Origin of the sequence: Bacteroides sp. HMSC067B03 (assembly GCF_001811315.1) — a bacterium.
GTDB lineage: Bacteria > Bacteroidota > Bacteroidia > Bacteroidales > Bacteroidaceae > Bacteroides > Bacteroides faecis.
The window spans coordinates 1-285 of record NZ_KV804252.1; the positions used below are offsets into that span (position 1 = coordinate 1).

The window sequence follows — 285 nt, forward strand, 5'->3', positions numbered from 1 at the left end:
TTATTATATGCCCTTACGGGCGCAGCTGGAGCTGTTCGCTCGCCCCGCCTTTCCATGCGTCAATGAACGGACTCAGATAGTTCTCAAGTTCGGGATAGCTTGTCAGAATGGTGAATACATCCTCGTACCTTTTGTTTAGTAGTTCTATCGCATGGGGGAATGTACAGAACCTGCCGCCTTCATAGATTTTCAAAAACCATATTATCGCCGTAAACAGGACAATCGGGGATTCTACGAAGAAGTCCCCTTGTTTTTGCACATCGGGTAAGTCAAGGGCATTGCTGC

1 pseudogene is annotated in these 285 nt (G+C 47.4%); it reads right to left on the reverse strand.

What is annotated here, in order from left to right:
* Positions 1-28: 28 nt before the first annotated feature.
* Positions 29-285, reverse strand: a pseudogene (locus HMPREF2794_RS01440) (conjugal transfer protein TraG); the annotation flags it as partial.